Here is a 24,191-nt window from a genome sequence, read left to right on the forward strand (position 1 = left end):
CTAGGCTGACGGACATCACCGGCGAAACCGTGCGGGAGAGCACTCTGACATCCGGTCAGGGTCCCTGAAGGAGCAAGCCCTCCCCGCGAACCTCTCAAGGCAAAGGACCGCGCGGCAGCCCTGTAAGGCGTTCTTACGGGGAGGTGACCTCTGGAAAGCAGGCCCTGGGGCCTCGCCGAAGGTGAAAGTCCGGTAAAACTCGGGCGAAGCTCTCAGGCATCCATGACAGAGGGGGAGGATGCTGGCATCCAATCCTGTCCTGAGGTGCGACAAATGTCCCGACCTACGCCGCTACGAGACGTCCACGAGGCCCTAGGCGCCACGCTGACCGACTTCGCCGGGTGGCTCATGCCGCTCCGGTACGGCAGCGAGTCGGCGGAGCACAAAGCCGTACGCGAGGCGGCCGGGCTGTTCGACCTCTCGCACATGGGCGAGATCTTCCTGACCGGCCCGCAGGCCGCCGACGCCCTCGACTACGCGCTGGTCGGCCACCTGTCGGCGCTCGTGCCCGGCCGGGCCAGGTACACGATGATCGTGGACGAGCGCGGCGGGGTGCTCGACGACCTGATCGTCTACCGGCTGGCGGACGAGGAGTTCATGGTGGTGGCCAACGCCTCGAACTCCGACAAAGTCGCGGATGAACTGAAAAATCGCACTAAGTCGTATGACGTGGTGGTCGATGACCGCTCCCAGCAGTACGCCCTCATCGCGATCCAGGGCCCGAGGGCCCAGGAGATCCTGGCCACGCTCACCGACGCCGATCTCGACGGCCTCAAGTACTACGCGGGCCTGCCCGGCCAGGTCGACGGCCGCCAGGCGCTCATCGCCCGTACCGGCTACACCGGCGAGGACGGCTTCGAGCTGTTCGTCGCCAACCAGGACGCCGTGCCGCTCTGGCGCGCCCTGGAGGCGGCGGGCGAGCCGTACGGGCTCAAGGCCGCCGGCCTGTCCAGCCGCGACACCCTCAGGCTGGAGGCCGGCATGCCGCTCTACGGCAACGAGCTGAGCTCCGACCTGACCCCGTTCGACGCGGGGCTGGGCAGAGTGGTGAAATTCGACAAGCCCGGTGACTTCGTCGGCAGGGCGGCACTGGAGGCGGTCAAGGACGACCAGCCCCGCCGCCGCCTCGTCGGCCTGGTCGCCAAGGGCCGCCGGGTGCCGCGTCACGGCTACCCGGTCACCCGCGACGGCGCCGTCGTCGGCGAGGTCACGAGCGGTGCGCCCTCCCAGACCCTGGGGAAGCCCATCGCGATGGCCTACGTGGACACCGGGGCCGACACAGGTCTGGCCGTGGACATCCGGGGCAGCCAAGAACCTATGGACCTGGTCGAGCTGCCCTTCTACAGGAGGAACAAGTGAGCAACATCCCTGACGACCTGAGCTACACCAAGGAACACGAGTGGGTGTCGGGCGTGGACGACGGCATCACCGTGACCGTCGGCATCACGGCCTTCGCCGCCGAGGCTCTTGGTGACGTCGTCTTCGTGCAGCTCCCCGAGGTCGGTGCGACCGTCGAGACGGGTGACTCGGTCGGCGAGGTCGAGTCCACCAAGTCGGTGAGCGAGATCTACTCGCCCGTCGGCGGCGAGATCGTCGAGGTGAACCAGGCCGTGGTCGACGACCCGTCGCTGGCCAACACCGACCCGTACGGCGACGGCTGGATGTTCCGCGTCCGCATGGAAGGCGACGCGGAGGACCTGCTGTCCGCCGAGGAGTACACGGCGCTCACCTCGGGCGAGTCCTGACATCGACGCCGGGGCCCGCGTCGGGCCCCGGCTTTTTCTGAACTGAAGGGCGCCCATCAATGGCGATCAGCGTCTTCGACCTCTTCAAGATCGGCATCGGACCGTCCAGCTCCCACACCGGCGGCCCGATGGCCGCCGCGCACAAGTTCGCCCGCGGACTGCACGACGACGGCCTGCTCCCCCGCGTGGCCCGCGTCGAGGTCATCCTGTACGGCTCGCTCGGCCTGACAGGCAAGGGCCACGGCAGCGACAAGGCGGTGCTGCTGGGCCTGTCCGGCGAGAAGCCCGAGCTGGTCGACGTCGACTCCATCGACGCCCGCCTGGCCGAGATGCGCGCCTCGGGCACGGTCACGCTGTTCGGCGCCCGCGAGATCCCCTTCGTCGTGGGCCAGGACCTCGTCTTCGAACGCAAGATCTCCCTGCCCGAGCACCCCAACGGCATGCGCTTCACCGCCCGCGACGAGCAGGGCGAGACCCTGCGCGAGAAGGTCTACTTCTCCGTCGGCGGCGGCTTCGTCGTGGACGAGAAGGCCACGGGCGCCGACCGCATCAAGCCCGACGACACCGTCCTGCCGTACCCGTTCGCCTCGGGCGAGGAGCTGCTCAAGCACTGCTCGAACACCGGCCTGTCGATCTCCGCCCTGATGCTGGAGAACGAGAAGGCGTTCGGGCGCACCGAGGAGGAGATCCGCTCGGGCATCCTCAACCTCTGGCGCGTGATGTCGGAGTGCGTGCGGCGCGGCATCGCCAAGGAGGGCGTGCTGCCCGGCGGCCTGAAGGTCAAGCGCCGGGCCAACCAGCTCCACCGGCGGCTGCAGGCCGAGTCGGCCGAGAAGGACCCGCTCCAGGCGATGGACTGGGTGGCGCTGTTCGCCCTGGCCGTCAACGAGGAGAACGCCGCGGGCGGCCGCATCGTCACCGCGCCCACCAACGGCGCCGCCGGCATCATCCCGGCCGTGCTGACGTACTACACCAGGTTCGTCCCGCGAGCCGACGACGACGGCGTGGTGCGCTTCCTGCTCACGGCGGCCGCGATCGGCGTGCTGTTCAAGGAGAACGCCTCGATCTCCGGCGCCGAGGTCGGCTGCCAGGGCGAGGTGGGCTCGGCCTGCTCGATGGCCTCGGCCGGGCTCACCGAGGTCATGGGCGGCACCCCCGAGCAGGTGGAGAACGCCGCCGAGATCGGCATCGAGCACAACCTGGGGCTCACCTGCGACCCGATCGGCGGCCTGGTGCAGATCCCGTGCATCGAGCGCAACGCCGTGGCCTCCAACAAGGCCATCACGGCCGCCCGGATCGCGCTGCGCGGCGACGGCCGCCACTTCGTGGCGCTGGACAAGGCCATCAAGACCATGCGCGACACCGGCCGCGACATGCTGGACAAGTACAAGGAGACCTCACGCGGCGGCCTGGCCGTCAACGTGATCGAGTGCTGACGCGTCAGGGCCCCTCCGGGTGGGAGGAGCCCTGGTCGTCCTGCGTGTCAGGCGGACGAGCGGCAGATGACCGTGGTGGTGTGCTCGTCCACGCAGACCAGGCCGAACGCGGGGCTGAGCGCCTGGGCCAGTAGGCCGGCCAGGTGGTCTCCCACGCAGTGCATCTGGCCGTCGTCCCCGATCTTGCAGGGGATCAGCGGGAAACCGTCACCCGTCGCCGCGTGTGCGGCGGGCGTGGCGAAGGTGAGAGCGAGGGCTGCGGCGGCGAAAGCGCCGATGATGCGGTGAATGACGACCTCCCGATCGGATTCGACGACGAAGGCGCTGGTCCGCGCCTTCTCCCTTCAGGTACGAGCAGCCGGTTGAGTGGTCAGCGGCGCTCGGCCGGTTGGCGGCGGACGTGGACGCGGACGACCGCCGGCGTCTCGTCGTCGCGTACCTCACGGCGGATGCGGCCGACGATGTCCTGGTCGAGCTTGGTCACCACCGCGCCGACGTCCGCGTCGGAGGGGCAGGTCAGGGCGACGCGCAGGCCGTTGTCGGCGACCCGTACGCCCGCCCGGCCCAGGCCGTCCACGCCTTTGAGGCCCACGCACAGCATGGCCGTGCCGGTGCCGCTGGCCGCGCCCCGGCGGCCCCACCCCAGGCTGAGCAGCAGCCAGCGCACGGCGAGCATGGCCAGGATCAGCATGGCGAAGGCCAACAGCCACAACGTCCAGGGGTCGGCGGCCAGCGTACGGGCGAACTCGGCGGGCAGGACCTTGGCGTTGCGCGGCAGGTCGAAGAGCAGGCCCCGGCCGCGCAGCCAGCCGTAGCCGCCCGCGCCCAGCAGGGTGAGCCCGACCAGGGCCAGGCCGACGCGGTTGCCCGTGTACTGCCGCATCACACGCCCTTCCTGCGCAACCGGACGACGACCTCGCCGGTGCCGAGCGTGCCGACGCCGGCCAGCCGGTCGCCGACCGCCGTGCCGACCTGCCGGAGCATCGCGCCCGAGCTCTCCGGCCCGGTCAGGACGGTGACCTCGATGGTGCGCCGGCGCAGCCGTACGCGGGCCCGGTCCACGCCGTTCGCCTTCTGGGCGGCCGAGCGCAGGGTCCGGCGCAGCCCGGCGCGGGTGATGCCGATGACGACGAGCGGGTCGGACGTCTCGACCGGGACCGTCCTGGAGCGTCCCGGCACGATCGCGAGCAGCAACATCAGCAGCCCGGCCCCGGCGGTGAGCAGCGCGGCGGAGGAGACCTGCGGCCACGTCCGCGCGCCGGCCAGCTCGATCGCCTCGTTCACCGGGACCCAGCCGAGCGGCTTGCCGAGCAACGACGTCACCACCTCGGCGGTCGTCGCGCCCAGCACGGCGGCCAGGAAGAGGGCGACGAGGGCGCCGGGCAGCGTACGTGCCGGTCTCAGCGCCCTTCTCGCCCTGCGCAGCCCGGTGTGCTGGGCGGTGATGGCTGCGGGCACCATCTGCTGAAGCGTGGTCATCACAACGACAGACGTACATGGGTGCGCGGGGGCCGCGTCCGCGCCCTCGCCGCCCATTTGCCCGATCATTACGGCCGCACCAAGGAATGCGAACCTCTCCGGCGTCACACCGCCCGCATAGAGCGCGGTCAACGAGGACGCCCCCCACGGACAGGACCGCCGGGCCACCTGCCACCTGCCGCCCCGGGGCCGCGAAGTAATATGAACCCCCCTCATATTCATTAGCCCGATATGCCGTTACCCTGCTGCTATGGATGACCGCCAGCGCTACGACCGCGCCACCGCGGCGCTCGAACCGCCCTTCGCGATCCTCGACCTGGCGGCCATGCGGGCCAACGCGGCCGACCTGGTACGCCGCGCCGCGGGCAAGCCCATCCGGGTGGCCAGCAAGTCCGTACGCAGCCGCGCCGTCCTGGAACGCATCCTGGCCATGGACGGCTTCCGCGGCATCATGGCCTTCACCCTCCCCGAGGCCCTGTGGCTGGCCGGCGAGGGCTTCACCGACATCCTGGTCGCCTACCCGACGGCCGACCGGCAGGCGCTCGCCGCCCTGGCCGCCGACCCGCGCGCCGCCGCCGAGATCGCGATCACCGTCGACTCCCGCGAGCAGCTCGACTTCGTCGAGAGGGCCGTGTCGGACGTGCACCCCAGGGCCGAACTGCGGCTCTCCCTCGACCTGGACGCCGGCTACGTCGCACTCGGCGGCAAGTTCCGGGCCGGCGCGCTCCGCTCCCCCGTACGCGAGCCCCACCAGGCCGCCGAGCTGGCCACGGCCATCGCCAAGCGTCCCGGGTTCCGTCTGGTGGGGCTCATGGCCTACGAGGCGCAGATCGCCGGGGTCGGCGACGCCCCGCCGGGCAACGCCGCCTTCGCCCGGGTCGTCCGGCTCATGCAGGCCCGCTCGGCCCGCGAGCTGATCGTCCGCCGAGGTCGCGTCGTGAACGCCGTACGCCAGGTCGCCGACCTGGAGTTCGTCAACGGCGGCGGCACCGGCTCGATCGAGACGACGGTCAGGGAGAAGGCGGTCACCGAGGTCGCCGCCGGCTCGGGCTTCTTCCACCCGCGGCTGTTCGACTTCTACCGGCGCTTCAGCGGGCGTCCGGCGGCCCTGTTCGCGCTGCCGGTCGTCCGCCGCCCGGGGCCGGACACGGTGACGGTGCTGGGTGGCGGTTACCTCGCCTCCGGCCCTCCCGGGCCGAGCCGCCTGCCTCAGCCGTACCTGCCCGCCGGCCTGCGGTACGCGCAGGACGAGGGCGCGGGCGAGGTGCAGACCCCGCTGCTGGGCCAGGCGGCCCAGGAGCTGCGGGTCGGGGACCGGGTGTGGTTCAGGCACGCCAAGGCGGGCGAGATGTGCGAGCGTTTCGACACCCTCCACCTCGTGGACGGCGACGCCCTGGCCGAGTCGGTGCCCACGTACCGGGGCGAGGGCAGGACGTTCCTGTGACCCCGGCCCCGGCCCCGGTGTTCAGCGCCGGCGGCGCCTGCGCCGGAACAGGACGATCGCGGCGCCGACGACCAGCACCGCGCCGACGCCGATGAGCACCGGCGCCAGGTTGGGCTGCTCCTCGTCCCACACCCCTTCGGGCTTGTCGCCGTAGTCGACCGGGCGGGCGGTCACCCCGAGGGCGTCCCCCACGGACGCCACAAGGTGGCCCGCCCTGCTCCTGACATCGGCGACCGTACGCTCGGCGACCCGCTTGGGGCTCACCCGGTCGGCGATGGCGTCGACCGTCTGCGCCAACTCCGCGCGCGTGCGCGCGATCCGCCGCTCCAACTCGTCGGGATCGGTGTCAGCCATGGCTCTCCTTCCGACCGTACGCGTGGTCGCGCCCGCCACGCGGTCCGTCGCGAGCTCCGTCCGTTCTGGTCGTGATCAGTCTGTCAGGTCGGCGTGCCGTACGGCACAGCGGCCAGGCCGGTAGGTTTGCCGGGAGAACTCAGGAGGGCCCATGACAGAGACCAAGCTCGCGCCCGGCGACGCCGCGCCCGAGTTCACGCTACCCACCGCCGACGGCGGCACCGTCTCCCTCGACAGCCTTCGCGGCAAGAGGGTGATCCTCTATTTCTACCCCGCCGCGATGACGCCGGGCTGCACCAAACAGGCCTGCGACTTCCGTGACAACCTGAGCCAGTTGACCGGCGAGGGTTTCGCCGTCCTCGGCGTGTCGAAGGACAAGCCCGAGAAGCTGGCCAAGTTCGTCGCCCGCGACGCCCTGACCTTCCCCTTGTTGTCGGACCCGGAGCTGGCCGTCCACCAGGCGTACGGCGCGTACGGCCCGAAGAAGCTCTACGGCAAGGAGATGATCGGCGTGATCCGCTCGACGTTCGTGATCGACGCCGACGGGAAGATCGAGCAGGCGCTCTACAACGTGAAGGCCACCGGCCACGTGGCCTCGCTCAAGAAGAAGCTCGGCCTGGCCTGACCCCGGTCCGCGGGCCCTGCGCACCAGGGGCCCGCGGTCGTCGCGGAAGGCTGCCCGGCGACGGCCGGAGCGCTAAGCTGTTCCCAGCCCGCCTCGGCGGGATCGCGGGCGTGGCGAAATGGCATACGCGGCAGGTTTAGGTCCTGTTGGTGGAGACACTGTGGGGGTTCGAGTCCCCCCGCCCGCACACGCACCGGCGGCGGCTCGGGAGGTCGGGTCGCGCGGTGCTTCCTCTTCACCGCGCGACCCGCGTCTCGATCATGATCCGCCATCACGATCTCCCTTTACTCGCCCGCGAGGGGCGCTCCCATGAACCACCATGCCCGGTCCGCCGTAAGACCCATGTAAGACCTGGGTCGTAGTCGGACTTCCCCCTTGAGGCGGACAAACCCCCGGCGGGGCTTACATATCGTGATGATGTGTTCGGCAGGGTACGGGCGTGGTCGAGGCGCCACGGCGGGCTGGCGAGCGTCCTGCGGGTCGCCCCCCTCGCCGTCTTCAGCTTGCTCCTGGCGATTCCCTACGCCTGGCTCACCCCGGCGCAGGGCAGCAGATACCTGGGCGTGCCCGGCTACGTGGCGCTCTCGGTGCTGCTGATGCTGCCGCTGCTCTGGCGGCGCAGGCCGCTGGCGGCGTACGCGGCGGTCGCGCTGCTCTCCTTCGGCCAGTGGCTGGCCCACGTCGACCCGCTGCCCGCCAACCTCGCGGTCATGGTGGCGCTCTGGACGGTCGCCTCCGAGTGCGCCTTCCGATGGGCCCTGGCGGCCGGGCTGGTGGCCGAGCTGGGGATCTTCCTGGCGCTGGTGAACTGGTCCGTGGCCACCTTCGGCATGTTCTTCAGCGGCTCGATCTTCGTCGTCACCATCTGGCTCGCCGGCCTGTACGCCAACACCCGCCGACGCTACCTCGAAGGGCTGGAGGAACGCGCCGAACGGGCCGAGCGCGAACGCGACCAGCAGGCCAGGATGGCCGCGGCGGCCGAGCGGACCAGGATCGCCAGGGAGCTGCACGACGTGGTGGCCCACAACGTCAGCGTGATGGTGGTGCAGGCCGACGGCGCCGGCTTCGCCCTCGACAGCGACCCCGAGCAGGCCCGGCTGGCCGTACGGAACATCTCCAAGACCGGGCGGGCGGCCCTGGCCGAGATGCGCAGGATGGTCGGCGTGCTGCGCGAGAGCGAGGACGACGACACCGAGTACACCCCGCAACCCGGCCTGGGACAGCTCGAAGAGCTGGTACGCGGCGCCGGCGTCCCCGCCAGCCTGCGGATCGGCGGCGTGCCCGGCGAGCTTCCCGAAGGGCAGCAGCTCGCCGTCTACCGCATCGTCCAGGAGGCGCTGACGAACGCGCTCAAGCACGGCGGCCCGCACGTCCACGCGCGGGTCGAGATCGACTACGGCGGCCCCGAGCTGGTCGTCCGGGTGACCGACGACGGCCGGGGCGCCGCCGCGCCGCGCAGCCCCGACGGGCACGGCCTGATCGGCATGCGCGAACGCGTCGGCATGTACGGCGGCGCGGTCTCGGCGGGCCCCCTGACCGGCGGCGGCTTCGAGGTGCTGGCCCGCCTCCCGACGGCCAGGGCGGCGTGATGATCAGAGTCATGCTGGTCGACGACCAGGAACTGCTGCGGGCCGGGTTCAAGATGGTCCTCGGCGCCCAGCCCGACATCGACGTGGTGGCCGAGGCCGGCGACGGCGAGGCGGCCCTGGAGCTGCTGGAACGCGTCGAGGTGGACGTCGTGCTCATGGACGTCCGCATGCCGCGCATGGACGGCGTCGAGGCGACCAGGCGCATCGACGGGCCGAAGGTGCTCATCCTGACCACGTTCGACCTCGACGAGTACGCCCTGGCCGCGGTCAAGGCGGGCGCGGCCGGGTTCCTGCTGAAGGACGTGCCGCCCGCCGACCTCGTCAACGCCATCAGGCAGGTGCACGCGGGCGACGCGGTGGTCTCGCCGCGCACGCTGCGCAGGCTGCTCGACCGGTTCGCCGCCCAGTTACCCGTGGAGGAGCTGCCCGCGGCGACCGAGCTGACCCCGCGCGAGCGGGAGGTGCTGCTCATGGTGGCCCGCGGCCTGTCCAACATGGAGATCGCCAACCGCCTTGAGGTCGCCGAGGCCACCGTGAAGACGCATCTGGGCCGCGTACTGGCCAAGCTGGGGCTGCGGGACCGGGCCCAGGTGGTCGTGTACGCGTACGAGGCGGGGCTCGTCGTGCCCTCGCATCGGCCGAAAGTCTGACGGGGGTCGTCTGAGGTCCTACACGAAGTCCCTCCTCAGGGCCCACAAATCCTGAACTTTCCACTCCTAGCGTTGGTCGCGACGAGAAATTGCGACAAGGAGTGAACGTGACCCTCACCGAGTCCTGGCGCGCGGCCCCGCCCGCGGTGGTGGCCAAGGCCCTGACCAAGGTGTACGGCCAGGGCGACGCCCAGGTCCACGCCCTTCGCGGCGTGGACGTGGCCTTCGCGACCGGCGCCTTCACGGCGATCATGGGGCCGTCCGGTTCCGGCAAGTCGACGCTCATGCACTGCCTGGCCGGCCTCGACACCGCCACCTCGGGCACGGTGCACATCGGTGACGTGGAGCTGACCGGCCTGGCCGACCGGCAGCTCACGCTGCTGCGCCGGGAGCGGATCGGCTTCATCTTCCAGGCGTTCAACCTGCTGCCCACGCTGACCGCCGAGCAGAACATCAGGCTGCCCCTGGACATCGCCGCCCGGCAGGCGGACGAGGAGCTGTTCGCCCGGGTCATCGACACCGTCGGGCTGCGGAACCGCCTCGGGCACCGGCCGAGCGAGCTGTCGGGCGGCCAGCAGCAGCGCGTGGCCGTGGCGAGGGCCCTGATCAGCAAGCCGCAGGTGATCTTCGCCGACGAGCCCACGGGCAACCTCGACTCGCGCAGCGGCTCGGAGATCCTCTCCTTCCTGCGCACCTCGGTCCGCGAGCTGGGCCAGACCATCGTCATGGTCACGCACGACCCGGTCGCGGCGGCGTACGCCGACCGGGTGGTGTTCCTGCGCGACGGCGAGCTGGTCACCGAGATCACCTCGCCGTCGCCGCAGGCGGTCCTGGACACGCTCGTGAAGCTGGAGGGCTGAGGTGCTGAAGACGGCGCTGGCCGGGCTGCGCGCGCACAAGCTCAGGCTGCTGCTCACCTCGCTGGCGATCACGCTGGGCGTGGGCTTCATCGCGGGCACGTTCGTGCTGAACGACACCATCCAGGCGGGCTTCTCCCAGCGCGTCACCGCCGACGCGGACAAGGTGGACGTGGCCGTCCTGCCCAAGGAGCGCGACGGCGTCCTGCCGGACAAGGCGCTCGAACGGGTGCGCGCCCTCCCGGGCGTGACCGAGGCACAGGGCCTGATCCGCGCCCCCGCGCCGCTGCTCGGCAAGGACGGCAGGGCGGTCGGCAGCAGCCCGACCACGGCCCTGTCCATCGTCCCCGGCCCGCTGGACCGCACCTCGATCGTCGCGGGCACCGGCCCCGGCAGCGACGACCAGGCGGCCGTGCTGGACAAGAACACCGCCAAGTCGCAGGGCCTGCGGCTCGGCGACACGATCACCGTGCTCGACCGCGAGCAGGCGCCGCAGCGGTTCCGGCTGGTCGGCCTGCTCGACCCCGGCGTGGACCTGGAGTTGTCCTTCACCGGCGCGGTCGGCTTCACCGCGGCCACCGCGCAGCGCATGACCGGCGCGAAGGGCTACCGCGAGATCGACGTCGCCGGCTCGGCCCCCGGGCTGAAGCAGGCCGTCGCGGCGGCGCTCGGCGGCGCGTACGAGGTCAAGTCCGGCGCGGAGCTGGCCGACGACCTGGCGGCCTCGGCCGGGCTGTCGATGCGCACGCTGACCGTCGGCCTGCTGCTGTTCGGGGCCGTGGCGATGATGGTGGCCGCGCTGGTCATCTACAACACCTTCACCATCCTCGTCGCGCAGCGCACCCGCGAGATGGCGTTGCTGCGCTGCATCGGCGCGACGCGCGGGCAGGTGTTCGGCTCGATCGTGCTGGAGTCGCTCGCGGTCGGGCTGCTCGCCTCCGCGCTCGGCCTGCTCGCCGGGTACGGGCTGGCCGTGCTCGCGCTGACGCTGCTGGCCGCGTTCGACGCCCCCATGCCCACCGACGCGGCGGTCGCGCTGACGCCGGTCACCATCGGCATCGGCCTGGCCGTCGGCCTGGTGGTCACCATGTTCGCGGCCCTGCTGCCCGCACGGGCGGCCACCCACGTGCCGCCGGTCGCGGCGCTGCGCGCCCAGCCGGAGGAGCAGGACTTCCGCACCGGCCTGCTGCGCTGGGTGTTCGCCGGGCTGTTCCTGCTGGCCGGGGCCGGGACGACCGCGTTCGGCGTGGCGGCTCTGCCGGCGGGCGAGCCGAGCACGCTGTTCGTCGTGATGGCCGGCGGCGCGCTGGTCTTCCTGGCCGTGCTGATCCTCGGGCCGGTGCTGGTCAGGCCGCTGAGCGCGGTGGTGGGCTGGGTCCCGGCCAAGCTGTTCGGCGTGCCCGGACGCCTCGCGCTGGACAACTCGGCCCGCAACCCCCGGCGCGCCGCCACCACCACGGTCGCGCTCACCATCGGCGTCACGCTGATGACGCTGATCTCGGTGCTCAGCGCCTCCACCCGGCTGACCGTGTGGAACAAGCTCGACGAGCAGTTCCCCGTCGACTACATGCTGGCCGGCCAGGTGCAGGACAGCGGGGTGCCCCGGTCGGTGGCCGAGAAGCTGCGCGGCCGGCCCGAGCTGGCCTCGGTCCTGCAGATCCGCGAGACCCCGGGCAAGGTGGGCGACCGGCGCTTCGACATCGGCACCTACCACGGGACCGTCACCCCCGAAGTGCTGTCCGGCTCGATGGCGGGCCTGTCGGCCGGGCAGGTCGCCCTGCTCGACCACGCGGCCTCCGCGCTGGGCGTCAAGGTCGGCGACACGGTCACGGTCAGGACCGAGCGGGCCGGGTCGGTGCCGCTGAAGGTCGTCGCCGTCCTCGCCGGGACGAACTCCACCCTGCCGCCGCTCACCGTCGCCGAGCGGCCGTTCGACACCTACTACGACCGCGTGCCGGACTCCCGCGTGATGATCAACATCCGCGACGGCGTGGCGGCCGACCAGGCCCGCCAGGTGGTCATGGCCGCGATCGCGGCCCATCCCACCGTCCAGATGGCCAGCTCGACCGAGGTACGCGGGCAGTTCGACGAGACCCTGGACATGCTGCTCATGATTGTCACCGGGCTGCTCGGGCTGGCGATCCTGATCTCGCTGCTGGGCATCGCCAACACCCTGTCGTTGTCGGTGCACGAGCGCACCAGGGAGTCGGCACTGCTGCGGGCGCTCGGGCTGACCCGGCCGCAGCTGCGGCGCATGCTCTCCGTCGAGGCGCTGATGCTCGGCCTGATCGGGGCGCTGGTCGGCGTGGTGCTGGGCGGCGTGTTCGGCTGGGCCGCGGTACGGGCGATGCTGCCCGGGGCGGTCTTCTCCGCGCCGCTCGGGCAGATCGCGCTGTTCGTGGTGCTCTCGGGGCTGGCGGGCGTGCTGGCCGCCGTGGTGCCGGCGCGGCGTGCGGCCAGGGCGTCGATCGTGGGGTCGTTGGCCACGGGCTGATCCCGATAAAACCGAATAAAAGCGAAATATCAGGATAGAAGGTACGCGCAGGGGCTGCGCGGCCTCATGGGACGAGGTGTCGTGGGGGACGCCGGGGCCGCGCGGCCAACGTTCGTGCCGGCGGGCCGGGCGCCCCATGGGGGCGGCGCCCGGCCTCACGGGGTGTCGGGCGATCAGCGGGGCGTGCGGCCGGGCCAGAGTTCCGCGACGGTCTCGGGATCGAGCAGCGGCCGGACGACGACCTCCCCCGACGCCTTGTCGATCACGATGCAGGCCCCGCCGATCGTCTCCGGCAAGGTGGTGGGATCGTCGGGGTCGAGCTCCCGGATCCAGGCGACATATCCGTCGTGGAAGCCGTACAGGCCCACCGAGAGCGGCTCGTCCGGCGGGCGGGTCCCGTTGAAGTACTCCTCCGCCAGCGCCCTGGCCTGGTCCATGTTCATCGTGGCCGCCCCTGCCGGTCGAGGATCATGCAGAACACCCCCGTCACCGTCGCGTACGGCGGCTCGACCGACATGTGCCCCCGCTGGGCGTCGATCCAGATCACCTCGCTGCCGGAGTTGACCGCGTTCCAGACGTGCGAGCCGCCGCCGGGCCAGCGCACCACGATGACCGCGCTCGCGCCGTGCCCGGCCTCCATCAGCCTCCGGGAGACCATGGGGTAGGCGTGCCGCCCCTGGCCCGCGTACTGGAAGCGCTGACCGGTCCACCGCTCGATCCTGGCCGCTCCCCCCTGCTCGCCGGTGAGCAGCGGGCGGCCTATCCCGTCGTACTCGGGGAGCCGGGGAGCGGCGGTGGCCGGCTCGCCGTGCCAGGTGGACAACACGGCCAGGGCGCAGTCGGCGGCGTTGGAGGCCCGGAACGGGTCGTCCGCCGGGCCGCCGCCGTTGATCAGCCTGACCCAGGTGCCACGCGGGTCGGGGAACCTGGCCCCGCCCTCCAGCGCGTGCCTCAGCTCCCGTTCGACCTGCGGGTCCGGCTGTGCCAGCCCTCCCGGCAGCCCGTACGGCCGGGACTCGACCAGCCTCGGTGGCCTGCGACTCCCCTCGAACCAGTCGGCGTTGGCCCCGCTCCTCGTCCGGTCGATCCGGACCTCCAGCGGATGCCGCCCGCCTCCCTCGCGCCCGGAGCCGACCGCGGCCCCGCCGCTCCTCCCCAGCTCGAACGGCCGCATCCCGCCGGCCGCCACCCCGAACCGCCGAACTCCCGACTCACCGTCGCGCGAACCGGCCTCCGTCGCCACGGCCCCGGGATCAGCGCCACCGCCGTTCACCTCTGCCTTGCCGGGCCCAATCCCATCCGGACCGGCTCCACCGGGACCGCTCCCCGGCTTCGCGTCGAGACCGCCCCCGTTCGCCACTGCGTCGGCTCCTGCCGAAACAGACACCTCACCTGCCCCCGGGTCGGCGCCGCGCAGGCCGGTCCTGTGCGGGTCGCCCGGCGCCGGTGCGGCCTCGTGCGGATCGCGGTCCGTGTGCGAGGGGGCTGTCACGCCCGGCGCCCCCTCCCCGAGGAGTTCTCGGCCGTCGGGCGCGCCCGACGGCTCCTCCCGAAGGTCATGCGCGTTCGTCCGCGTCTCCCCGACGGTGGGGGCCTGTGCGGCGAGGCGGTTCAGGGCGTCCAGGCTGAACATCAGGCCGTACGGCGTGCCGGGGCGGCCCCGGCCGGACGGTGGCGCGGCCGGACGGGTGGCGAGGCCGGTGAGCACGTCCAGGGCGGAGGCCACGCCGAAGGCGGTGGTCACACTCGAAGCCGAGGCCGCGCCCTGGTCGGAGCCGACGTCGGAAGTTGCGGCCACGTCCGATGCGGAGGTCGTGACGGAAGGTGAGGGCGTGCCCGCGGCTTGCGTCGTGTCAGGGGCGGGGGCCGGGTGGGAGGAAGGTGGGGCCTGCGCGGGGAGGCCGGGCGGCGGAGTGGGTCCCTCCGCGGGGCTGTGTCCGGCGTGGGAGGGAGGGGGCGCCAAGGGAGCCGAGCCCTCACGGGAAGAGGGGGCCTCGGTGGCGGCGGGCGCGTCGCCGGGGACGTCCTCGGCGGCACGTTCGTAGTCGAGCCACCGGACCCCCTCCCCCACCACCGGGTTGTACTGCCCCTCCGGAAGGACCCCTCGGACGCTCGACTTGCGTTCGCGGAACACGTCCTGCCTCCTGTCCTGCTTGGACGACCGATCGTAGGGCCGTCGTCGCGTCCCGGAGGGTGAAGTGAGGAAGATTATCCGTCCGGACCACCGGCTTTATCTGCGCAAACGTCCGCGAATCAGGCCACCTGGACCGTCACCGCGGGCCATCCGCTGGCGCCGTCGGGCGCGGGGGGCGCCTGCTGCTCGGTCTGGGTACGTCCCGCCGCGTCCGTCGCCCGCGCCTCGATCGTGTGCTCCCCGGGGGTGGCGTCCCAGTCGAGCGCCCACTGCCGCCAGGTGTCCGGCCCCGGCACGGCGGCCAGCCGAGCCTGCCGCCACTCGCCGCGATCGACCCGCACCTCGACGGCGTCCACCCCGGTGTGCTGGGCCCACGCCACCCCGGCGATGGTCGTGCGCCCGGCCTTCAGGGAGTCTCCGCTCTTCGGTACGTCGATGCGCGACGCCGTCTTGATCGGCGCCTTGGCTGCCCACCCGCGCGGCGTCCAGTACGCCTCGTCCCGGTCGAACCTGGTCACCTTGACGTCCACCACCCACTTGGTGGCCGACACGTAGCCGTACAGGCCGGGCACGACCTGGCGTACGGGGAAGCCGTGCTCGAAGGGGAGCGCCTCGCCGTTCATGGCGATCGCGAAGAGCGCGTCGCGGCCGTCCATCACGACGTCCACGGGGGTGCCGCAGGTGAAGCCGTCGTCGGACGTGGACAGCAGCATGTCGGCACCCGATCGCAGCCCGGCACGCCGCAGCACGTCGGTCATGCGGACGCCCAGCCAGCGGGCGTTGCCGACGTACGGGCCGCCCACTTCGTTCGAGACGCAGGTCAGGGTGATGTCGGCCTCGGTGAGCGGCAGGTTCAGCAGCTCGGCGTAGGTGATCTCGACCGGCTTGTCCACCATGCCGTGGATGCGAAGCTTCCAGGTGCGCGGGTCCACCTGGGGGACGACGAGGGCCGTATCAACCCGATAGAAGTCCCGATTTTTCGTGATGAAGGAGGACAGGCCGGGGATGTGGAAGTCCGTACCGGCCGGAAGTGGCCTTGCGGGCGTCGCGGGCCTGGGTAGCGCGATGTTCACCCGTGCCGTGTTCAGCTCCCGCTGCCCGCCCAACTGCCGCCCCAGCACGGCCGCCGCCCCGGCGACCACGGCCCCGCCCGCCACGCCGGTGATCAGCCGCCGCCGGTCGAAGCCGCGCTCCCCCGGCCCGGCCCGCATCACGGCCGGCCGCTCCACGCCCCCGCCCTCAACCGGGGAACCCTCGGCGCGCGAAACCTCAGGCCGGGAAACCTCAGGCTCCTCGGCCCGCGAAACCTCAGGCCGGGAAACCTCAGGCTCCTCGGCCCGCGAAACCTCAGGCCGGGGAACCTCAGGCCGCTCAGGGGCCGGAACCGTACCGGCCGCGGAAGGCCGAACCGCACCTCGCCCGCCACCGGCGCGCCGGAGCAGCCACCCCAGCGCCGCCCCCCCGCACACGACCCCCGCCACCGTCGGCAGCACGTCCACCGCGACCGCCCCCGGACGGGTGAGCACCGCGACCGCCCCCACCACCCCGAAAACGGCCAGCCCCGCGTATCCGTAGACCAACCGCCGCCGGGCCAGCACCCCGATCACGGCCGCGATCCCGGCGAGCACCACGAGCACGCCCCCGATGAGGACGGTCTTGTCGTTCTCCCCGAAGGTGTTGATCGCGAAGTCCTTGACCGGCGCGGGCGTGAAGTCGACGGCGGTGTCCCCCACCGCCACCACCGGAAAAGTCTCAGGACCCGCGAGCCCCGCGACGAGCTGCGCGATCCCCAGCGCCAGCGCGCCGGCCGTGAGCCCCGCCAGGGCGCCGGCCCAGGCGGGCACCGTCTCGTTCTTCTGCACGGTACGACGTTACGTCGCCCGTCGTCAGGATGTTCTTACGCGGTGGTTACGAGCCGACGATGTCGCGCACGATCGGCGCCAGCGCGCGGAAGGCGCGGCCCCGGTGGCTGATGGCGTCCTTCTCGTCGGGGGACAGCTCGGCGGTGGTGCGGTCGTGGCCGAGCGGCACCAGGATCGGGTCGTAGCCGAAGCCGTTGGTGCCCCGCGGGGTGGTGATCAGGTGGCCGGGCAGCGTGCCCTCCACCACCCGGTGCTCCCCGGTCGGCAGCGCGAGCGCGGCGGCGCAGGCGAAGTGCGCCGACAGCTTCTCGGCGGGCACGTCGGAGAGCTGGGCGAGCAGCAGGTCGAGGTTGGCCTGGTCGTCGCCGTGGCGGCCGGACCAGCGGGCCGAGAAGACGCCGGGCATGCCGTTGAGCACGTCGACGCAGAGCCCGGAGTCGTCGGCCACGGCCGGCAGCCCGGAGCCCTTGGCGACGGCGTGCGCCTTGAGCAGCGCGTTCTCCTCGAAGGTGACGCCGGTCTCGGCGACCTCGCCGATCTCGGGGAACTCCTCCAGGCCGACGATCTCGAACCCGACGAGGATGCGCCGCAGCTCCGCGATCTTGCCAGGGTTGCGGGTGGCGAGCACGATCTTCATGCGCCCAGCGCCTCCTGCTGGATCAGGGTGAGCTCCTCGCACCCGGCGGCGGCCAGGTCGAGCAGTTGGTCGAGGGCCGCGCGGTCGAAGGGCACGCCCTCGGCGGTGCCCTGCACCTCGACGAAGGCGCCCTCACCGGTCATCACGACGTTCATGTCGGTCTCGGCGGCGACGTCTTCGGTGTAGCACAGGTCGAGCATGGGGACCGAGCCGACGACCCCGACGGACACTGCCGCGACCGAGTCGATCAGCGGGTCTCCCGGGCACATCTTGCGCGCCTTCATCCAGGCGACGGCGTCGGCGAGCGCGACGTACGCGCCGGTGATCGCGGCGGTCCTGGTGCCGCCGTCGGCCTGGAGGACGTCGCAGTCGAGCAGAATGGAGTTTTCGCCCAGGGCCTTGTAATCGACGCAGGCGCGCAGTGATCTTCCGATCAACCGGGAAATCTCGTGGGTGCGCCCGCCGATTTTGCCGCGGACCGATTCACGATCATTACGGGTATTGGTCGCCCGCGGGAGCATCGCGTATTCGGCCGTGACCCAGCCCTGTCCGCTGCCCCTGCGCCAGCGCGGCACGCTGTCCTGCACCGACGCCGCGCACAACACCCGCGTGCCACCGAACTCGACCAGGACCGAACCCTCGGCATGGGTCAGCCATTGCCGGGTGATGGTGATGGGGCGTAGCTGGTCGGGGGTGCGGCCATCCTGTCGGGACATGCAGATCACCCTATCTCCGCGGCACGACGCTCTTGACCAAATGTGTCCGACACATGGATCCTTACGCAATGACAACGGGGGTGTTGCGAAACCCTGACTTCCTCCGGTTCCTGACTGCGCATGTGGGGAACGAACTGGGAGCGAACATCTCGCGCGTGGCCCTCCCGCTCGTGGCGGTCGTCACGCTGCACGCGCAGCCGGCCCAGGTGGCCCTGCTGTCCGCGCTGCAGACCGCCGCGTTCCTCCTGCTCGGCCTGCCCGCGGGGGTGTGGGTCGACCGGATGCGCCGGCGCCGCGTGATGGTGGTCTCCGACCTGGCCAGGTTCGTGCTGCTGGCGACCATTCCACTGGCGGCGTACCTGGGCGTGCTGTCGATCGGGATGATGTTCGCGGTCGCCTTCCTGGCCGGTGTGGCGCAGGTGTTCAACGACGTCGCCGACCAGACCTACCTGCCCAGCCTGGTGAGCGCGTCGCAGCTCGGCGACGGCAACTCCAAGCTGGAGGTCGTGCGCTCGGGCGGCTTCCTGGCCGGGCCGGGCGTCGGCGGCCTGCTGGTGCAGCTCATCGGCGCGCCGCGCACGATGTTCGCGACCGCGCTGGGCGCGCTGGCGTCGGTGCTGTTCCTCAGCGGCATCAAGACCCCCGACAAGCCGCCGGCGACGGGCGAGCGCGAGCCGCTCCTGCGCGGCATCGGCGCCGGGCTGCGCTACGTGTGGCGCGACGGCCTGCTGCGCATGTTCGCCGCGTCCTCGGTGGTGGCCAACGTCACGGTCGGCGCCGTGCTCGGCCTGTCGGTGTTGTTCCTGGCCGAGGACGTGGGCCTGGCGCCCGGTCTCATCGGCGTGCTGCTCATGTCCGGCGGGTTCGGCGGCGTGGCCGCGGGCCTGCTCGGCGGCCTGCTGTCGAGGAGGATCGGCACGGCCAGGATGACCTGGCTCTCCCTCACCGTGCCGGCGCCCTTCGCCCTGCTGCTGCCGATGACCCAGTCCGACTGGCGGGTGGCGTTCTTCGCCGTCACCTCGATCGCGCTGTCGTGGAGCTCGGCGCTGAGCACCGTCGGGCAGATCACCTACCGGCAGACGACGGTCCCCGAGCAGCTGCTGGGCCGGGTCAACGCCTCGTTCCGGTCGTTGATGTGGGGCTCGGTCCCGCTGGGCGCGCTGCTCGGCGGGCTCGTCGCCCAGCAGTTGGGCGTCCGGACGGCCTTATGGGTGTTCATGATCGGGCGCGTCGTGTCGTTCGTGCCGCTGCTGTTCTCGCCGCTGCCCTGGTTACGTGACTTCGACCAGGCTCAGGCCAGCTCGTAGACCGCGCCGCTGCGCGCCAGCTCGACGGGCCCGGCGTAGCCGCCCTTCGACGCGTCCTCCAGCACCCTGGCGTTGTCGTTCCACGGCACGAGGTGGGTGAGCACGAGTTTGCCGGCGTTCGCCTTGGCCGCGTGCTCGGCCGCCTGGCGGCCGGTCAGGTGCAGGTCGGGCGGCAGGCCGGGGCCCTCGATGAACGACGCCTCGCACAGCAGGAGGTCGGCCCCCGCGGCCAGCCTGACCAGCTCCGCCGACTCCCCGGTGTCCCCCGAGTACGCCACGCACACGTCGTCGCTGGCCACCCGGAACCCGTACGCCTCGACCGGATGGTTCACCAGGCCCGCCGTGACGATGAACGGCCCCACCTCGAACGAGCCGGGCGACAACACCGTGAAGTCGAAGGCGGTCTCCAGGCCGGGCTCGTCCGGCATCCCGTACGCCGCCGCCAGCCGGGCCGGTGCCCCCTCGGGCGCGTAGACCGGCACGGGCGGGTACGGCGCGTCCGGCCCGTACGTGCGGGCCACGTGGTAGCCGCAGACGTCGAGGCAGTGGTCGGCGTGCAGATGGGACAGGCAGATGGCGTCCACGTCGTAGAGGCCGATGTGGCGCTGGAGCGCGCCCAGCGACCCGTTGCCGAGGTCGAGCAGCATCCTGAACCCCTCGGCCTCGACGAGATAGCAGGACGCGGGGCTGTCGGGGCCCGGGTAGCTGCCCGAGCATCCGACGATGGTCACCTTCATGTGGGCCTCCCGCTAAAGGTAGTACCCCCCACTGGCGCGACTTCGACCACGTCGATCTCCGGGCCCAGGAATCGTCTGCCCAGGCGGGCGAAGAGCCGGGAGTCGCCGGTGGCGCGGAAGCAGTGCCGGGGGGTGGCCTCGCCTCCCGCCGCCAGTCCGTGGTCGTGCAGGATCCGGTAGACGTCCTTGGCCGTCTCGTCGGCGCTGGAGACCAGCGTGACCCCGTCGCCGACGACGTAGGAGATCGCGCCGGTGAGCAGCGGGTAATGGGTGCAGCCGAGGATGAGCGTGTCGCAGCAGGCCGCCCTGATGGGCTCGAGGTAGCCGCGCAGGACGTCGATGAGCTCCTTGCTCATCGTCTCGCCGCGCTCGACGTACTCCACCAGGCGTGGGGCGGCCACGCCGGTGAGCTGCACGTCGGGGGCCGCGGTGAAGGCGTCGTGGTAGGCCAGGGACGCGATGGTGGCCTGGGTGGCGATCACGCCGACCCGGCCGGTGCGGGTGGCGCGCACCGCCCGCCTGGTGGCGGGCTGGATCACCTCGACGACCGGCACGTCGTAGCGTTCGCGGGCGTCGCGCAGCACGGCGGCGCTGGCGCTGTTGCACGCGATGACGAGCATCTTGACGTCCTGACCGACGAGGTGGTCCATCACCTCAAGGGCGTAGGCGCGCAGCTCCGCGATGGGTTTCGGCCCGTACGGCTGGCGGGCCGTGTCGGCCACGTAGGTGATCGACTCGTGGGGGAGCTGGTCGATGATCGCGCGCGCGACCGTCAGGCCGCCCACCCCGCTGTCGAAGATCCCAATACTCGCGTCCGGCACGTTCTAGAGGGTAGGCGACCTGCGCGATCAACACTGCGTAAGAATGCTCACACCTGGTGAAGGCGGGACTGTCGTGTTGCTCACATCAGCCCCTTCCGACCCTGGCGAGCTGGCGCGACTGGGCGACGAGGCGGCCCGCGGAGTCCCACACCTCGACCTCCTCGTCGAACCAGCCGTCCGAAATGAGACGGCCGCTGCCGATCAGGGTGAGCCAGCCGGGGGCGGGCAGGGCGCGCAGGTGCCAGGTGAGCTCGACGGTGGGCGCCCAGCCGCGGGCGCCGGCGGAGAACACCACGGGCGGCAGCGCGTCGACGGCCAGGGCCAGCACGTACGGGTCGGCGTCCTGCGGCTCGGCCATCCTGAAGTACGCCCGGGACTCCGGCCGGCCGGTGGGGTCGCCGGCCAGCCAGGCGATGGTGGGCGGGTCGAAGCGCATGTCCATCTGGGCGTTGAGGGTCATGTTGTTCTCGGGCTTGGGATCGGGGAGCTTGGTGCACTCCTCGACCGCCGGCATGACGACCGAGGGCGCGTCGGTGTAGACGGGGTCGGCGCCGGCCAGGGTGGCGGTGGTGATCAGGCTCTCGATCTGCGGCACGCCGTCCTGGACGAGCGTGGCCCTGCCGAACGCGGCCGTGCGGCCCGACTTCAGCGGCTCGACCCTGACCTGGGCGGGCCCGGCCACCGGCGACCTGAGGAACTGCGAGGTGGTGCTCACCGGGTGCTCGAACGGCGAGGCGTCCACGGCTGCGCGCAGGACCACGGCCATCAGGTAGCCGCCGTTGAGCGGGCCGCCGATGGAGTATCCGGGGTCGAGGCACACGTCATAGGTGGTCTCGTCGACCCTGATCGCCTGTGTGGCCTCGTCGAACTTGCTCATCCCGCCCTGCCTTCACCGTACGGAACTATATTCTAGTAGTCCCCCCACCTTACGCGTGGGCGCGGCGTTCGCACCACGCCGTTCCGCAATCAGCGCGCCTACCTGCGAAAACATCCTCCCGATGGGACAGTTCGATCATGGCAACTGTCACCGAACTCATCGGTCACTCGGTGTGGGACTCCAACGGGGTGTGGGTCGGTCACGTCGTCGACATCCGCGTCCACAAGCACAGGGGCGAGCTCCAGCAGAGCCAGACGGTCTACGGGCTGGTCGTCTCGGGGCGGCGTGCGCCCGTCCTGCTCGGGCTCACGCGTGACCGCCACGGCCGCTCCCCCTGGCTGTCCAGGACGCTGGCGCGCACGGTGTACGTCGGGTCCACGTTCGTGCCCTGGGCCACGGTGGCGGACTGGACAGGCGGCGAGGTTCACCTCGATGTGCTGAAAAAGGAGCTGAACCGGGCCTAATCCCGACTTCAGCACATTGCAAGCGGCCATCTAGCAACATCAGCTACCTTCTCTGTGGTCATAAGTCCACATTGTGAGTTGAGTGATGTCTGCGAATAATCCCCCGCACGGCGAGGATCCTGACCGCACCACGGTGTACCGAGGCGGCTGGGAACAGCCGCAGGAACCGCAGCAGCAGCCGTACCCGCCGCAGCAGCCGTACCAGCAGCCCCATGGTCAGCAGGCCCCGCAGCCGGGCCAGGGAGCTTCGTACAGCCCCCAGTCCGCCTACGGCCGGCAGCCCGCCTACGGCGCCCCGTACGGCGGCCAGGCGCAGCAGAATTGGCAGCAACAGCAACAACAGCAGCAGCAGAGCTGGCCGCAACAGGACCAGTACGCGCAGCAGCAGAGCTGGCCGCAACAGGACCAGTACGCGCAGCAGCAGCAAGGTTGGCAGCAGCAGGACCAGTACGCGCAGCAGGGTTGGCAGCAACAGGGCCCCGACGGCTTCGGCCCACCGCAACCGGCGAAGAAGGGCGGCCGGAAGGGCTGGCTGATCGCCGGCGCCGCGGCGCTCGCGGTGGTGCTGCTCGGCGGCGGCGCGGTGTGGGCCGTGGGCGCGATCGGCGGCGGCGGCACGCAGCCGGACGAGGTCCTGCCCGCCAACGCGATCGCCTACGCCCGCCTCGACCTCGACCCGGCCGCGAACCAGAAGCTGGCGCTGTTCCAGCTCGCCAGGAAGTTCACGGTCACCAAGGGCTCCTTCACCGGCGAGGACCCGCGCCAGGCCCTGTTCAACCTGGTCAACGAGAGCGGCGACAAGAAGGTCGACTTCGCCAAGGACGTGGACCCGTGGCTGGGCAGCAGGGTCGGCTTCGCCGCCGTGCCCTCCGGCAAGTCCGAGCCCGACTTCGCGGTCGCCGTCCAGGTCAAGGACCAGGCGCAGGCCAAGGCGGGCATCGCCAAGCTCATGGACGGCGACAAGTACGGCATCGCCTTCCGCGACGACTACGCGCTGCTGTCCTCGACGCAGGCGCTGGCCGACAAGTTCGCCAAGGGCGAGGCCACCCTCGCCGACAACAACGAGTTCAGCGACGACATGGGCGACGTCGGCGAGCAGGGTGTGCTGTCGTTCTGGGCGGACATGGGCGGGCTGGCCAAGCTCACCCCCATCCCCGCCGAGCAGGCCGCGAGCATCGAGCCCATCAAGGACGCCCGGTTCGCCGGCGCGCTGCGCTTCGACAGCGCGTACGTCGAGCTGGCCGGCCTGGTCAGGGGCGCCAAGGGCGTGACCGCGGACGACCTCCAGCCGGCCGCCCTGGGCACGCTGCCCGCAGGCACGGCCGGCGCCGTGTCGGTCTCCGGCATGGACCAGATGATCACCAAGCAGTGGGCCCAGATCCAGAAGTCGGCCGCGGCCAGTGGCGGCGCCGAGGTCCAGCAGCTGCTCGACCAGGCCAAGACCAAGTTCGGCCTCGACCTGCCCGGCGACCTCGCCACGGTGCTCGGCAAGAACTTCACGGTCGCGGTGGACAGCCAGGGCCTGGACGGCGACCAGATCAAGGCCGGCGTCCGCGTCGTCACCGACCCGGCCAAGGCCCAGGCGGTCGTCGACAAGATCGAGAAGGCGCTGGCGGCGAGCGGGCAGCCCGCTCCGCAGATCGCCAAGGTCCCCGGTGACGGCGTCCTCACGGCGGCGACGAGCGAGGAGTACGCCAAGAAGCTGGCCGAGGAGGGCACGCTGGGCGACTCCGAGACGTTCCAGACCGCGATCCCCAACGCCGGCGAGGCCACCTTCGCGCTCTTCGTGGACCTCGACAAGGTCGAGCACCTGTACCTGCAGAGCATGGACGGCGACGACAAGGCCAACGCGCAGGTCCTGCGGGCGGTCGGCCTGAGCGGCAAGCAGACCGCCACCGAGGCGGACTTCTCGCTGCGGGTCCTGTTCAACTGACCATGAAAAAAGGGGGGCGGCCGGTCCGGC

At 71.6% G+C, this 24,191-nt stretch carries 23 protein-coding genes, 1 tRNA gene and 2 riboswitches; of the genes, 13 read left to right on the forward strand and 11 right to left on the reverse strand.

What is annotated here, in order from left to right; translation table 11 throughout:
• Positions 1-22: 22 nt before the first annotated feature.
• Positions 23-120: riboswitch (glycine riboswitch) on the forward strand.
• 20 nt (positions 121-140) lie between these two features.
• Positions 141-239: riboswitch (glycine riboswitch) on the forward strand.
• Positions 240-273: 34 nt separating this feature from the next.
• From gcvT to ACIHAD_RS00500, 3 genes are read left to right on the forward strand one after another with little or no spacing between them, the layout of a single operon-like run.
• Positions 274-1,359 carry a glycine cleavage system aminomethyltransferase GcvT gene (gene gcvT / locus ACIHAD_RS00490; protein ID WP_397352152.1) on the forward strand — a complete coding sequence of 362 codons (1,086 nt, stop codon included), beginning with the start codon at positions 274-276 and terminating at the stop codon, positions 1,357-1,359.
• The gene (gene gcvH, locus ACIHAD_RS00495) at positions 1,356-1,745 is read left to right on the forward strand and encodes a glycine cleavage system protein GcvH (protein WP_397352154.1); all 390 of its coding nucleotides are present in this window, start codon (positions 1,356-1,358) and stop codon (positions 1,743-1,745) included. Before gcvT ends, gcvH begins: the two co-directional genes overlap by 4 nt.
• A 59-nt stretch (positions 1,746-1,804) precedes the next feature.
• Positions 1,805-3,181 (forward strand): L-serine ammonia-lyase, encoded by a 1,377-nt coding sequence (locus tag ACIHAD_RS00500; protein ID WP_397352156.1) that lies wholly within the window; start codon positions 1,805-1,807, stop codon positions 3,179-3,181.
• Positions 3,182-3,551: 370 nt separating this feature from the next.
• Here the strand turns inward: ACIHAD_RS00500 and ACIHAD_RS00505 are convergent, their stop codons facing one another.
• Together ACIHAD_RS00505 and ACIHAD_RS00510 are read right to left on the reverse strand one after the other, a co-directional pair.
• Positions 3,552-4,064, reverse strand: a complete 513-nt coding sequence (locus tag ACIHAD_RS00505; RefSeq protein WP_397352157.1) for a hypothetical protein — start codon at positions 4,062-4,064, stop codon at positions 3,552-3,554.
• Complete coding sequence (locus ACIHAD_RS00510) at positions 4,064-4,642, reverse strand: DUF6286 domain-containing protein (protein ID WP_397352158.1); 579 nt, start codon at positions 4,640-4,642, stop codon at positions 4,064-4,066. Before ACIHAD_RS00510 ends, ACIHAD_RS00505 begins: the two co-directional genes overlap by 1 nt.
• A gap of 268 nt (positions 4,643-4,910) precedes the next feature.
• On the opposite strand from ACIHAD_RS00510, the gene ACIHAD_RS00515 reads away from it, so the two are divergent.
• Positions 4,911-6,104 carry an amino acid deaminase/aldolase gene (locus ACIHAD_RS00515; protein WP_397352159.1) on the forward strand — a complete coding sequence of 398 codons (1,194 nt, stop codon included), beginning with the start codon at positions 4,911-4,913 and terminating at the stop codon, positions 6,102-6,104.
• 21 nt (positions 6,105-6,125) lie between these two features.
• Here the strand turns inward: ACIHAD_RS00515 and ACIHAD_RS00520 are convergent, their stop codons facing one another.
• Entirely contained in the window at positions 6,126-6,458 is a 333-nt protein-coding gene (locus ACIHAD_RS00520) for a DUF3618 domain-containing protein (protein WP_397352160.1), read from the reverse strand.
• A gap of 151 nt (positions 6,459-6,609) precedes the next feature.
• On the opposite strand from ACIHAD_RS00520, the gene bcp reads away from it, so the two are divergent.
• From bcp to ACIHAD_RS00550, 6 genes are all read left to right on the forward strand, one after another.
• Entirely contained in the window at positions 6,610-7,083 is a 474-nt protein-coding gene (gene bcp / locus ACIHAD_RS00525; RefSeq protein WP_397352161.1) for a thioredoxin-dependent thiol peroxidase, read from the forward strand.
• Positions 7,084-7,187: 104 nt separating this feature from the next.
• Positions 7,188-7,270: transfer RNA gene (locus ACIHAD_RS00530), tRNA-Leu, on the forward strand.
• A 232-nt stretch (positions 7,271-7,502) separates the two neighbouring features.
• The gene (locus ACIHAD_RS00535; RefSeq protein WP_397352162.1) at positions 7,503-8,672 is read left to right on the forward strand and encodes a sensor histidine kinase; all 1,170 of its coding nucleotides are present in this window, start codon (positions 7,503-7,505) and stop codon (positions 8,670-8,672) included.
• Entirely contained in the window at positions 8,672-9,322 is a 651-nt protein-coding gene (locus ACIHAD_RS00540) for a response regulator (protein ID WP_397352163.1), read from the forward strand. Before ACIHAD_RS00535 ends, ACIHAD_RS00540 begins: the two co-directional genes overlap by 1 nt.
• A gap of 107 nt (positions 9,323-9,429) precedes the next feature.
• The gene (locus ACIHAD_RS00545) at positions 9,430-10,182 is read left to right on the forward strand and encodes an ABC transporter ATP-binding protein (protein WP_397352164.1); all 753 of its coding nucleotides are present in this window, start codon (positions 9,430-9,432) and stop codon (positions 10,180-10,182) included.
• Between the two features lies 1 nt (position 10,183).
• Positions 10,184-12,673: an ABC transporter permease gene (locus ACIHAD_RS00550; RefSeq protein ID WP_397352165.1), complete on the forward strand. Its 2,490-nt coding sequence runs from the start codon at positions 10,184-10,186 to the stop codon at positions 12,671-12,673.
• A gap of 173 nt (positions 12,674-12,846) precedes the next feature.
• Here ACIHAD_RS00550 and ACIHAD_RS00555 read toward each other — a convergent pair whose 3' ends face one another.
• From ACIHAD_RS00555 to rph, 5 genes are all read right to left on the reverse strand, one after another.
• Positions 12,847-13,116, reverse strand: coding sequence for a hypothetical protein (locus ACIHAD_RS00555; RefSeq protein ID WP_397352166.1), 270 nt, complete (start codon positions 13,114-13,116; stop codon positions 12,847-12,849).
• A complete protein-coding gene (locus ACIHAD_RS00560) occupies positions 13,113-14,471 on the reverse strand; it encodes a toxin glutamine deamidase domain-containing protein (protein ID WP_397352167.1) in 1,359 nt (452 codons plus the stop codon). Before ACIHAD_RS00560 ends, ACIHAD_RS00555 begins: the two co-directional genes overlap by 4 nt.
• 455 nt (positions 14,472-14,926) lie before the next feature.
• A complete protein-coding gene (locus tag ACIHAD_RS00565; RefSeq protein ID WP_397352168.1) occupies positions 14,927-16,669 on the reverse strand; it encodes a molybdopterin-dependent oxidoreductase in 1,743 nt (580 codons plus the stop codon).
• A gap of 46 nt (positions 16,670-16,715) precedes the next feature.
• Positions 16,716-17,306 carry an RdgB/HAM1 family non-canonical purine NTP pyrophosphatase gene (gene rdgB, locus ACIHAD_RS00570; protein ID WP_397352169.1) on the reverse strand — a complete coding sequence of 197 codons (591 nt, stop codon included), beginning with the start codon at positions 17,304-17,306 and terminating at the stop codon, positions 16,716-16,718.
• Entirely contained in the window at positions 17,303-18,022 is a 720-nt protein-coding gene (gene rph / locus ACIHAD_RS00575) for a ribonuclease PH (RefSeq protein WP_397353017.1), read from the reverse strand. Before rph ends, rdgB begins: the two co-directional genes overlap by 4 nt.
• A gap of 68 nt (positions 18,023-18,090) precedes the next feature.
• Between rph and ACIHAD_RS00580 the strand changes: the two genes are divergently transcribed.
• Entirely contained in the window at positions 18,091-19,329 is a 1,239-nt protein-coding gene (locus ACIHAD_RS00580; RefSeq protein ID WP_397352170.1) for an MFS transporter, read from the forward strand.
• Here ACIHAD_RS00580 and ACIHAD_RS00585 read toward each other — a convergent pair.
• The 3 genes from ACIHAD_RS00585 to ACIHAD_RS00595 form a co-directional block, all read right to left on the reverse strand.
• Positions 19,314-20,066 carry an MBL fold metallo-hydrolase gene (locus ACIHAD_RS00585; protein ID WP_397352172.1) on the reverse strand — a complete coding sequence of 251 codons (753 nt, stop codon included), beginning with the start codon at positions 20,064-20,066 and terminating at the stop codon, positions 19,314-19,316. The genes ACIHAD_RS00580 and ACIHAD_RS00585 overlap by 16 nt on opposite strands.
• Positions 20,063-20,887, reverse strand: coding sequence for a glutamate racemase (gene murI, locus ACIHAD_RS00590; RefSeq protein ID WP_397352174.1), 825 nt, complete (start codon positions 20,885-20,887; stop codon positions 20,063-20,065). Before murI ends, ACIHAD_RS00585 begins: the two co-directional genes overlap by 4 nt.
• A gap of 85 nt (positions 20,888-20,972) precedes the next feature.
• Positions 20,973-21,764 carry a thioesterase family protein gene (locus ACIHAD_RS00595; protein ID WP_397352175.1) on the reverse strand — a complete coding sequence of 264 codons (792 nt, stop codon included), beginning with the start codon at positions 21,762-21,764 and terminating at the stop codon, positions 20,973-20,975.
• Between the two features lie 137 nt (positions 21,765-21,901).
• On the opposite strand from ACIHAD_RS00595, the gene ACIHAD_RS00600 reads away from it, so the two are divergent.
• Together ACIHAD_RS00600 and ACIHAD_RS00605 are read left to right on the forward strand one after the other, a co-directional pair.
• On the forward strand, positions 21,902-22,228 hold the full coding sequence (locus ACIHAD_RS00600) for a hypothetical protein (protein WP_397352176.1): 327 nt from the start codon (positions 21,902-21,904) through the stop codon (positions 22,226-22,228).
• Positions 22,229-22,313: 85 nt separating this feature from the next.
• On the forward strand, positions 22,314-24,161 hold the full coding sequence (locus tag ACIHAD_RS00605) for a DUF3352 domain-containing protein (protein ID WP_397353018.1): 1,848 nt from the start codon (positions 22,314-22,316) through the stop codon (positions 24,159-24,161).
• Positions 24,162-24,191: the final 30 nt, after the last annotated feature.

It is taken from the genome of Nonomuraea sp. NPDC052265 (assembly GCF_044547985.1).
GTDB lineage: Bacteria > Actinomycetota > Actinomycetes > Streptosporangiales > Streptosporangiaceae > Nonomuraea.